This is a genomic window from Sphingomonas sp. 10B4 (assembly GCF_035019905.1).
Lineage (GTDB): Bacteria > Pseudomonadota > Alphaproteobacteria > Sphingomonadales > Sphingomonadaceae > Sphingomonas > Sphingomonas glacialis.
Window position 1 is genome coordinate 1 of sequence record NZ_JASJVC010000099.1, and the last position, 9,882, is coordinate 9,882.

The 9,882-nt window shown below is 67.0% G+C and carries 11 protein-coding genes; 6 read left to right on the forward strand and 5 right to left on the reverse strand.

Annotation, left to right across the window (positions count from 1 at the left end):
* The coding region (locus QN347_RS21005) for a TetR/AcrR family transcriptional regulator (protein WP_416350889.1) at positions 1-888 on the reverse strand (888 nt) is incomplete at its 3' end.
* Positions 889-907: 19 nt separating this feature from the next.
* Between QN347_RS21005 and QN347_RS17725 the strand changes: the two genes are divergently transcribed.
* Positions 908-1,930: an aromatic ring-hydroxylating dioxygenase subunit alpha gene (locus QN347_RS17725; protein ID WP_322163924.1), complete on the forward strand. Its 1,023-nt coding sequence runs from the start codon at positions 908-910 to the stop codon at positions 1,928-1,930.
* Positions 1,931-1,965: 35 nt separating this feature from the next.
* Here QN347_RS17725 and QN347_RS17730 read toward each other — a convergent pair whose 3' ends face one another.
* From QN347_RS17730 to QN347_RS17745, 4 genes are read right to left on the reverse strand one after another with little or no spacing between them, the layout of a single operon-like run.
* Positions 1,966-3,558: a family 43 glycosylhydrolase gene (locus QN347_RS17730; RefSeq protein WP_322163925.1), complete on the reverse strand. Its 1,593-nt coding sequence runs from the start codon at positions 3,556-3,558 to the stop codon at positions 1,966-1,968.
* Positions 3,555-3,938: a C-glycoside deglycosidase beta subunit domain-containing protein gene (locus QN347_RS17735; protein WP_322163926.1), complete on the reverse strand. Its 384-nt coding sequence runs from the start codon at positions 3,936-3,938 to the stop codon at positions 3,555-3,557. Before QN347_RS17735 ends, QN347_RS17730 begins: the two co-directional genes overlap by 4 nt.
* A gap of 13 nt (positions 3,939-3,951) precedes the next feature.
* On the reverse strand, positions 3,952-4,956 hold the full coding sequence (locus tag QN347_RS17740) for a sugar phosphate isomerase/epimerase family protein (RefSeq protein WP_322163927.1): 1,005 nt from the start codon (positions 4,954-4,956) through the stop codon (positions 3,952-3,954).
* Positions 4,956-6,185 (reverse strand): MFS transporter, encoded by a 1,230-nt coding sequence (locus QN347_RS17745; protein WP_322163928.1) that lies wholly within the window; start codon positions 6,183-6,185, stop codon positions 4,956-4,958. The genes QN347_RS17740 and QN347_RS17745 overlap by 1 nt, the downstream gene beginning before the upstream one ends.
* A gap of 84 nt (positions 6,186-6,269) precedes the next feature.
* On the opposite strand from QN347_RS17745, the gene QN347_RS17750 reads away from it, so the two are divergent.
* The 5 genes from QN347_RS17750 to QN347_RS17770 form a co-directional block, all read left to right on the forward strand.
* On the forward strand, positions 6,270-7,727 hold the full coding sequence (locus QN347_RS17750; RefSeq protein ID WP_322163929.1) for an MFS transporter: 1,458 nt from the start codon (positions 6,270-6,272) through the stop codon (positions 7,725-7,727).
* A gap of 163 nt (positions 7,728-7,890) precedes the next feature.
* On the forward strand, positions 7,891-8,154 hold the full coding sequence (locus QN347_RS17755; RefSeq protein ID WP_322163930.1) for a hypothetical protein: 264 nt from the start codon (positions 7,891-7,893) through the stop codon (positions 8,152-8,154).
* A gap of 404 nt (positions 8,155-8,558) precedes the next feature.
* On the forward strand, positions 8,559-8,909 hold the full coding sequence (gene tnpA, locus QN347_RS17760; protein WP_322159908.1) for an IS66-like element accessory protein TnpA: 351 nt from the start codon (positions 8,559-8,561) through the stop codon (positions 8,907-8,909).
* Positions 8,906-9,253: an IS66 family insertion sequence element accessory protein TnpB gene (gene tnpB / locus QN347_RS17765; RefSeq protein ID WP_322159907.1), complete on the forward strand. Its 348-nt coding sequence runs from the start codon at positions 8,906-8,908 to the stop codon at positions 9,251-9,253. Before tnpA ends, tnpB begins: the two co-directional genes overlap by 4 nt.
* A gap of 76 nt (positions 9,254-9,329) precedes the next feature.
* Positions 9,330-9,882: IS66 family transposase zinc-finger binding domain-containing protein (locus QN347_RS17770; protein WP_323494255.1), on the forward strand; the 553-nt coding region annotated here is incomplete at its 3' end.

Here is a 9,882-nt window from a genome sequence, read left to right on the forward strand (position 1 = left end):
GCCTGATGCAGCTGCGCCGCTCGGAGGCGCCAGCCCCGATCGAGATAGCCGCCTGAGCAGCGCCGGGCCCGGACCCGCCCCCGCGGTGCGGGGCGGGGCGGGCGCGGTATGGGAAATAGCGGGAGTGGGCCCAGCCCCCCCCCCCCCCCCCCCCCCCCCCCCCCCCGCCCCGGGGGGGGGGGGGCCGCCCCCCGCCCCCCCCGGGGCGCGCCCCCCCCCCCGCCCCCCGGGCCCCCCCCGGCCCTGCAGGAACAGCGCAACGCTCGCTGCCGCATGGTCAGCGAGCGCAGGCCCCGAGAGTCGCTCGGCGCCGTACAGCGCGCGGCTGACCGCCCCTGCGATCGCGAGGTCGAACAATCGCTGCGCGTCGCCAGCGGGATCGTCGCACACGAGGCGGCCATCACGCGTCCATCGCTCGAGCTGCTCCGCGAGTTGCCGCTGGAGCGGCGCGCCCGCCGTCGCATGGAAGACGCCGCTCAACGTCGGCAGCTTATGCCCTTCGGCAATGCCGAGCCGGCCGAGAAACAGCGCATCGTCCCCGAGAATCCAGCTCAACACCTGCGTGACGAACGTCGTAAGCCAGGCGCGGGGATCATCCTCCTGCCCGACGACGCCGCCGACCCGCGCCTGCCCGCGCGCGGTGATGCGGCGGATCACCGCTTCGAGTAGCGCATGCTTGGTCGGGAAGTAGCGAAACAGCGTCGCCTTCGATCCCCCGAACGCAGCGACCATCCGATTGGTGCTCGCCGCTTCATACCCCGACGCCATGAATTCGGCCTCGGCCGCATCGAGAATACGCGCCGTCACGGTCTCGGGATCTCGGCTCACAGGGGGTTTGCGCACGCCACCGGACGCGCTATAGGAACCATCTGGTTTCTTTATAATCATGACTAGGAAAGGAATGCCGATGGAACCCTATGTGCGCAACCTGTGGTATGTCGCCGGGTGGGAGGACGAGGTGCCCGAGGGCGGCATGCTGCCCCGTACGCTGCTCGACGAGCCGCGCCTGATCTATCGACTCGCCGACGGTAGCTACGCCGCGCTTGCCGATCGCTGTCCGCATCGCTTCGCCCCGCTGAGCCGTGGCAAACGCGCTGGCGACCGGATCGTTTGCGGCTATCACGGCCTGGAATTCGGCGCCGACGGGGGCTGCGTGCGCAACCCCTTTTCCGACCTGATCCCGCCCAACACGCAGGTCTCGTCCTGGCCGACCGAAGCGCGCTGGGGCGCGGTTTGGGTCTGGCCCGGCGACGCCGCCGCGGCGGATCCCGCGCTGATCCCCGATTTCTCGTTCATCGACGCCGGCCCGCCGATCGTCCGCGGACGCACGCACATGCGCGCGAATTACGAGTTCATCACCGACAATCTGATGGACCTCAGCCATGCCGAGTTCCTCCATATCGAGACCTTCGCGACCAACGGCGCGCTGTTCAACGGCGAGCATAGCGCGACGCAGGACGACAGCGGCGCGATCTGGTCGAACTGGCGGATGCCCGACACCCCGCCACCGCCCTTCGCCACCGCGCTCGTGCCCGACGGCGGCCGCGTCGACCAATGGCTCGAGATGCGCTGGCATGCGCCCGCGTCGATGGCGCTGTTCATCGGTGTCGCGCATGCCGGTAGCGAACGGCAGGCGATGGTGGTCCCGGCGATGGCCAATCCGCATATCATCACGCCAGAAACCGCGACGAGCTCGCACTATTTCTTCACCCGCGAGCCGGGGGACGCATCCGAAGCGATGGCCAAGCAGGTGTTCGACGCGGAAGATGGCCCGATGCTCGAGGCGATCCAACAGGCGATGCTCGGCCGCGACTTCTGGGCCGAGCGCCCGGTGATCCTGTCGGTCGACGCCGCGGCGATCCGCGCGCGGCGCCGCCTGATGCAGCTGCGCCGCTCGGAGGCGCCAGCCCCGATCGAGATAGCCGCCTGAGCAGCGCCTGACCGGAACGCTCCCGCGCGTTCCGGTCAGGCGATCGCGCGATATCGAAAATCGCGGAAGTGGACCCTGCCCGCCCCGCTCGCGAAGAGCGCCGGGCGAAGCTGCGCGAGGTCGTCGATCGTGTTGGCATTGTAGCCCGAGACTTCGCTGCGCACGCCGTGGCGCGTCCAGCGCTTGCCGTCGACGCTGTAATAGAAGGTCACGATCTGCCGGTCGTTGACGATCCGCATGGACAGGCGCCGCACCGCGGGTGCCGGCTCGGGCCAATAGCTCGCCTTGCCGCCCCGATACGTGATCATGCGCTTTCCATCGATCCCCATGCCGAGGAACAGCCGGTCGTTGAAGAACAGCAGCAGCCCGCCCTGCGCGTCGCCATCGAGTTCGCACTCGACGGTCACTTCGTAAGCATGGTCGCCGACGATTTGCGTCAGCGGTGCGCAATCGTTCGGGCCAGTGCCCTTCCCCGCGATCGTCAGCGTATTGCGCTCGATCCGCGCTCGCGAAAGCTCGCCCGGCCCCCCGCCGTAGAAGCTCCAGCGCGTTCCGAACGCGGGCTTGGAGAAATCGTCCGAGCCCGCAATGCCGTGCGGCCCCGCGGTGCCGCCCGGGCGTGGCAAGGGTTGCGACAGATCGCCGCCAGTCGCGTGGAACCAGCCGTCGGCCGTCCAGGTAATCGGCTCGAGCAAGGTCTGCCGCCCGAGCGAGCGATAGCCGTTTTCATAGCCGTGATAGACCATGTACCAGCGCCCCCCCGGCCCCTCGACGCAGGTCGCATGGCCACGCGACCACCAGCGTTCGGCCTCGCTGCGCGTCCGCACGATTGGGTTGTGCGGGCAATTCTCCCACGGCCCGGCGAGCGTCCGCGCGCGCGCGGCGATCACCATGTGCCCCGTCGCCGGGCCACCCGTCCCGCCGACCGCGCTGACCAGATAATGCCAGCCCCCGCGCCGGAACAGCTTTGGTCCCTCGAGCGAATAGGCTTCGGTGATCCAGGCATCGGGATAGTGCCAGCCATCATAGACCTTCTCGACCTTGCCGACGGTCGAGAGCCCGTCGGGCGCAAGGCGGACGCGGTTGACGCCCGACAGGAAGAGATAGCGCTGGCCGTCGTCGTCGACCGCATGGCCGGGATCGATCAAATCGCCGATGCCGAGGTCGATCGGATCGCTCCACGGCCCGTGCATCGACGGCGCATGGATGACGTAGATGTTGGCGAAACTCGGCAATGCCCCCGACCACGCCGCCTTCATGAACGGGATGTAGATGAAGTATCGCCCCCCATGCTTGACGATGTCGACCGCGAAGACTGTGCCAAGCGGCTTGGCGAGCGCCGGCCCGACCGGCGTCCAGTTGACCAGATCGCGCGAATGCCAGATCAGCAGCCCGGGCGACGCATCGAACGACGAATGCGTCATCCAATAGTCGTCGCCATCTTTGAGGATCGACGGGTCGGGCCGATCCCCTGCCAGGATCGGATTGAGATAGCGCCCGTCACCGAGATCGGGGGCGCGCTGCCCTTCGACCCCGCGCCGAGCGGCAGGCGGCAGCGCTGCCACCGCCGGTAGCGTCGCGCCGCCCGCGAGCGCGAGCGCCAGCACATCGCGACGCGACGCGCTCACGCCGCCAATTCCAGCGTCTTGGCATCGGTGTTGATCGCCGGGAACGGCAGATACGAGACGCGCAGTCGCTCGCTGAGCGTAAGGCTGTGCGCGCCTGGTGCCAGCGGCTCGGACGCGATCACGCTGATGGTCGCGACCGCGCCGAAGTTCCACTGGCGGTCATAGGTGGTTTCCATCTCGTCGAGCGTCAGCGGCGCGCCACCGCCGGTCTCGTCGAAGCGGATCGCCTCGCGGGCCACTGGCTGGTCGTCGATCGTCACGGCCAGATCCTCGACCATCGAAAGCCCAAGCCCGCGATAATAGCCGAGCCGCGCGTCGAACGCGAAGCCGTCCGCCGTCGCGCGCAGGCTGTCATCCACGATCAGATATTTGTCGAACATGCGGGCAATCCCTTCAGGAAGCGGTCGTGGTCGCGCCGATCAGGCGCTCGAACATCGTGTGCTGGCGGCGGACCTGCTCGCGGCTGTCGACCGGCTCGACGTCCTGGATCCAGCGATTGCCTTCATATTCGCTCGACAGATAGCCGTCCCACCCGGCGGCCGCGAGCACCGGGATGACCTCGTCATACGAGATCGACGGGTCGGTCGCCTCAGGCGTCATCTCGTAGAACTTCGCCTGGATGTGCCGGAAGTACGGCGCATATTCGGCGAGCCGCTTAGGATTGGCATAGGGCGCGTGGCGCAGCGTCTCGGCCATCGCCACCTCGGCCTTGTTGCCGCCCATCTTCACCGCGACCTCGTAGATCGTATATTCGGCCATGATCTTGGCTTCATGGCTGTCGACGATGAACTGCGCGACCTCGGGCCGCGCGCCTTGCCGTTCGAAGCGCGCGCGGAACACCGGCGGGTAATGCTTCATGAAGATGCCCATGTCGGGCAGGATACCGAGATGCTTCGTCCCGAGCCGGTCGGCCGTGTCGATCGTGCGCAGGATCCAGGCATGTTCGAGGTGCCACGGCGCATGGACCTCGACCCCCATATGGACGTCGAGCGCCTCGGCATAGGGCACGCACTTTTCGAGAATCTCGGGCCGCACGAACACGAGGATCCGCATCGATCGGATGCCGAGCCGGTGGCACAATTCGAGGTCGCGACGGATCGAGGCGACCTGCTCCTCATCGGTCATCGGCCGATCCTTGCGGATCTTGGTGTCGAGGAACATGTCGTAGCAGCTGAGCTCGCAGCCATGCTTGGCGACGGTGTCCTTCCACCAGGCGACTTCGGCATCGCTGACATTGGGGAAGCTCGGCATGTTCTGTTCGGGAAGCACCTCGATCCCGGTCGCGCCGATCGAGGCCGCGAACGCGATCGCATCCTCGACGGTCATCTGGCGCAGGAACAGCTCTTCCTGGAAACTGTAGAGGCTGACGCCCCGCTTGATCGTGGACGGCATCGGCATCAAACCTCGACTGGATGGGAAACGGGGGCGCGCAGCGCCATGGCGACGCTGACCAGCGCGCAGAGCACGCCGAGCACGCCGGCGGTGAGGAAGGCGGACTGCATCGTGACGACCGCGCCGCGCACGACGCTGACGAGCAGCGGACTGGCGAACTGGCCGAAGAAGAAGCAGGCGGTCCAGACGCCCATGCCGCGACCGCGATGTTCGAACGGCAGCTTGGTCTGCGCCCAGGCGATCAGCGTCGGGATCGTCATGCCGGCGCCGGTCTGCTGGATCACCAGTCCGGCGATCATCCACTTCCAATCGGGCGCGAGCCCGATCATCGCAAGACCGATCCCGAGCAGCCCGAAGCACGACGCCAGTTGCAGTTGCGCGCGCGCGCGGCCCATCAGCCAGAACAGGCCCGCGCCGACGACGACGAACAGGCTCGGCAGCGCGGTCAGCTCGCCGAGCTTCGCCGAGGACTGGATTCCGACCTCGCGGAACGCCATCCCGCCATTCACGATGAAGACGTAATACAAGACGGCGGCGGCAAGCGTCACCGCGCCGATCTGCAGCACCGAAGACCAGGGAAACGGCGTGCGCGCGACCCGATCCTGGTCGATCCCGAGCATCTTGCGCGCGGTCGCATCGCTTGCCGGTTCGTACAGATACACCACCATCGCCGCGAAGATCGGGAGAGCGACGAGATAGATCAGGAACACGCCGTTCCAGCGCACCGCAGTGAGCATCCCGGCGCAATAGATCATGCCGGCCGCGAGCAACGGTCCGACCGTCCCCTGCAGTGCCAGCCAGTGGCGCCGCCCGCGATCGTCCCAATAATCGCCGATCAGCGTATTGAGCGTCGTCAGGATCGCCGCTTCTGTGACCCCGAGCAGGATGCGCGAGCCATAGATCGCGTTGAGATTGTCGAGAAAGAACGGGATGACGCCGATCAGGGCGTAGAAAAACGTTGAAAACAGCAGCAGCCGCCGCCGCCCAAAGCGATCGACCAGAATGCCGGCAAACGGCGCGATCGCCGCGATCGCGAGGCCGGGCGCCGACACCATCGCCGGCACTTTCCAGCCCGCCTCCGGGTCACCCGCAAAATGATCGATGATCGACGGGACCGCTGGGAATAGCGAGACGATCGCCAGGATCGGCAGGAATCCTGCGGCAATGACGGTCGAACCTTGCCCAAGACCGGGTCGTCGCCCGGCGTTCGACGCAATACGTGCAGTGGCTTCCACGATTCGCCTCTCCTACGCGCCGGGCTCATGCCGACATCAAATTAGAACTATTGTTCTGAAACCAGTATCGATATGCTGCTGTGCATGTCAAGCGAGACGATCCCACCACATCCGCCGTCCCCACTGCTTTCGGAGGTCGGAGTCGCGCAGCTGCTCGGCTATCGTCGACGGCTTGCCTTCACGACCGTCATCCTCGCGCTCGTGCTCGAGATTGTCGACACGACAATCGTCAATACCGCCCTCCCCGCGATCCAGCGAGGCTTGGGCGCGAGCGAGAGCGCGACGCAATGGGTCGTCACCGGCTATTTCCTGATGTTCGCGATCCTGCTCGTCGCCGGCGGGCGGCTGGGCGATCTTTATGGGTACCGGCGGCTGTTCCTCGTCGGCGTCGGCGGGTTCACGCTCGCCTCGCTCGCGTGCGGATTGGCGCCCGATGCGACGACGCTGATCGCGGCCCGCTTCGCGCAGGGCGCTGCCGCGGCGATCATGGCGCCGCAGATGATCGCGCTGGTCCAGCTGATGTACTCGCCGCTCGAGCGCGTCGCGCGGCTCGCGGTGTTCGGGCTGGTCGGCGGGCTCGCGGCAATCGGCGGGCCGATCCTTGGGGGTCTGCTGATCGCCGCCAATCCCGCAGGGCTCGGCTGGCGCGTCGTATTCCTGATCAACTTGCCGATCGGGCTGGTCGCGCTGATGGCGGGGTGGTGGCTGCTGCCGCGCGGGCGCTCGCCGCACGCGCTTCGGCTCGATCCGATCGGGACGCTTCTGCTCGGCGCCGCGCTGATCGCGTTGCTGATCCCGGCGATCGAAGGTCGCGCGCTGGGCTGGCCGTGGTGGAGCCTCGCGCTGCCGGTCGCGAGTGTCGTTCTGGCGATCGCCTTCTGGCGCCATTCGGTGCGCCGAACGGCGCGCGTCGGATCGGCGCTGATCGCGCCCGAACTGTTCGCCGCACCCACCTTCCGCCTCGGCCTGTCGATGACGCTGCTGTTCGCGACCGCGACCAACGGCTTCCTGCTGGTGCTGAGCATGGTGCTGCAGCGTGGCCTCGGCATGAGCCCACTCGACACCGCCTTGCTCCACTTACCCTTCGGACTGGGCGTGATGGCGGGGATCGCGCTGATCGGACCGCGCGTCCTGCCGCGGGTCGGCGCCGGGCTGCTGATCTTCGGCGCGCTGACGATGGCGCTCGGCCTGGCGGGAACCGCCGCAGCGGTGGCGTTCGCGCCGATCCCGGGGTTGATCGCCGCGACGCTCGCGCTGAGCGGTATCGGCATGGGCTGCATCACCGGGCCGCTCGGGCCGGTCACGCTGGCGCGGGTCGATCGCGGGCATGCCGGGGTCGCCGGCGGGATGCACAATGGCGCGCAGCAGATCGGCGGTGCGCTCGGCGCAGCGGTGATCGGCTCGCTGTTCTTCGCGATCCTCGATCACGGCGGCGCACAGCGCGCCTTCGGTGGAGCCGTCGCGCTCGACATCGTGTTGCTCGCCGCGGTGGCGCTGCTCGCCCGTTTTCTCCCCGGCGCGATCTTCGCGTCCGAAGGCTAATCGGCGGCGGCCTCGACCCGCAATTGGTCGCGCCGCCAGCGCAGCCCCGGATCAGCGTCGCGCGCAAGGTGATGCTGGATCACCTCGGCCATTTCGGGAAAAACAAAGGGCACGGGTACCAGCACGATCGGCAAGCACGTCCGCATCGAGCAGGCCAGCCGTCATGCATCAATGCGATGCGCCGCGTGCCGACCACCATCCACAGGACTGTGGCGAAGCTCGGCACCGTCACGCCGATCTGCCGGACCTTGCCGATCTCCTCGAGCTGCCGGTCCGCGAACGCCGCCGGAACATTGGTGCCAAGCAGCACCGCGACATGGTCGAGCGCGAGAAAATCGGTTTTTCTGATGCGCCGCTCGGCCAGCGCCGGTTTGTCCGCACACCCCGCGACGCCGGCCGCTCAGCAAACAACAATGCGAGCGGATGACGCGGCGAGGCGAACTCCTGCGGCGTGACGAACAGGCCGATCCGTCCCTCGTCGAGCCGCGACCGAGTCCGTTCCTCGGGCAGTTCGAGCACGATGCGGATCCCCGGCGCGATGTGCTTCAGCCGCTGGACGAGCCGCGGAAATACCACGACCGCGATATCGTCCGACGCAGCGATTCGGAAAGTTCGCGGGGAGTGCGCCGGATCGAACGTTCCCCCGGATCGACGATCGCCCCTGCCCCGTCGAGCACCGCAGCAACTTGTGGCGCGCGTGCTTCTGCAAGCGCGAACGGGAATATCCCTTTGTATCCATCCGGCGACGGTCATCTATTCGGCGTGCGTCTGACCTGAGAGGTTAGCAACGGTGCAAGCACTGTGGTTTGCGCCGTGGCTAGAGGCGTGGCTATGGGTCAGATTACGGTATTTTCGGGTGTTGAGCGTCGTAGGCGCTGGGATGAGGACGAGAAGCTGGCGATGGTCGAGGCGTCGCTTGCGCCGGGCGGGTCGGTGGCAAGGATCGCACGAGAACGGGATGTGGCGCCGTCGCTGATTTACAAATGGCGCAGGCGGCTCTGCGGCGCGGCTCGCATGGAACCCCGAGGCTTTGCCGCCGTGATGATCAGCCCGGAGGCGCCGGCCAAGTCCGCAGCCGATCCTCTGGTGATGGTGATCGAGATCGGCGGTGCGACCATGCGGGTGGCGAACAACACGTCGCCGGCATTGCTGGTGACGGCGTTGCGGGCGCTGTCGCGATGATCCCGGTTTCTGGCGGCGCGAGGGTGTGGATCGCCACCGGGCGAACCGACATGCGCAAGGGCATGGGGTCGCTGGCCTTGCAGATTCAGCATGGTTTTGGGCGTGATCCCCATGCCGGCGACCTGTACATTTTCCGCGGCCGCAAGGGCGATCTGTTGAAGATTCTCTGGCATGACGGGATCGGCATGTCGCTTTATGCAAAGCGTCTGGAGCGCGGCCGTTTCATCTGGCCATCGGCGGTCGACGGGGTTGTCGCGATCTCGGCGGCGCAACTTGGCTATATGCTCGAGGCCATCGACTGGCGTAATCCACAGCACACGACCAGACCGCAACTGGCAGGATAAAAGTCGTAGTTTCAGCGGCTTGTCGTGTATAAAAGGCTCGACAAAATGGCGGTTTTCGGGTCTAAACTGAACCTCGATGGACGCGCTTTTCGAGACTTTTCCGGACGACGTCGAGGCGCTCAAGGCAGCGCTTGTGACCGAGCGCCTGAACGCCCGCAACGCGCTCGCCGCCCAGCTTCACGCCGAAGCCGCACAGCTTCATGCCGAGGCGATCGCCGCAATCGCCCTGGCCGATGTCGCCCAGGGCCGCGCGCTCATCGAAGAACTCAAACTGCAGATCGCCAAGGCGCGCGCCGACAAGTGGGGCCAGTCGTCCGAACGTGGCAGCCGTCTCCTCGACCAACTCGAGATGCAGCTCGAAGATCTCGTTGCCGCCGCCACCGAAGACGAAATCGCCGCCGAGATGGCCGTGGCCAAGGCGCAGGCCAGTGGCGTCGCCGTCATAGCCTTCACCCGCCGCAAGCCCGTCCGCGGCCCCTTGCCAGAGCATCTGCCGCGTCACCGTATTGTCGTGCCCGCACCAGAGGACTGCCCTTGCTGCAGCGGCGCTCACCTCAAGAAGATCGGCGAGACCCAGACCGACAGCCTTGAAGTCGTGCCGAGGCAATGGATCGTGCTGGAGACCGTCC

Coding starts and splice junctions, on each gene's coding strand:
- QN347_RS17725 (WP_322163924.1), top strand. CDS start 908: ATGGAACCCTATGTGCGCAACCTGTGGTATGTCGCCGGGTGGGAGGAC.
- QN347_RS17735 (WP_322163926.1), bottom strand. CDS start 3,938: ATGTTCGACAAATATCTGATCGTGGATGACAGCCTGCGCGCGACGGCG.
- QN347_RS17740 (WP_322163927.1), bottom strand. CDS start 4,956: ATGCCGATGCCGTCCACGATCAAGCGGGGCGTCAGCCTCTACAGTTTC.
- QN347_RS17750 (WP_322163929.1), top strand. CDS start 6,270: ATGTCAAGCGAGACGATCCCACCACATCCGCCGTCCCCACTGCTTTCG.
- QN347_RS17755 (WP_322163930.1), top strand. CDS start 7,891: ATGCATCAATGCGATGCGCCGCGTGCCGACCACCATCCACAGGACTGT.
- tnpA (WP_322159908.1), top strand. CDS start 8,559: ATGGGTCAGATTACGGTATTTTCGGGTGTTGAGCGTCGTAGGCGCTGG.
- tnpB (WP_322159907.1), top strand. CDS start 8,906: ATGATCCCGGTTTCTGGCGGCGCGAGGGTGTGGATCGCCACCGGGCGA.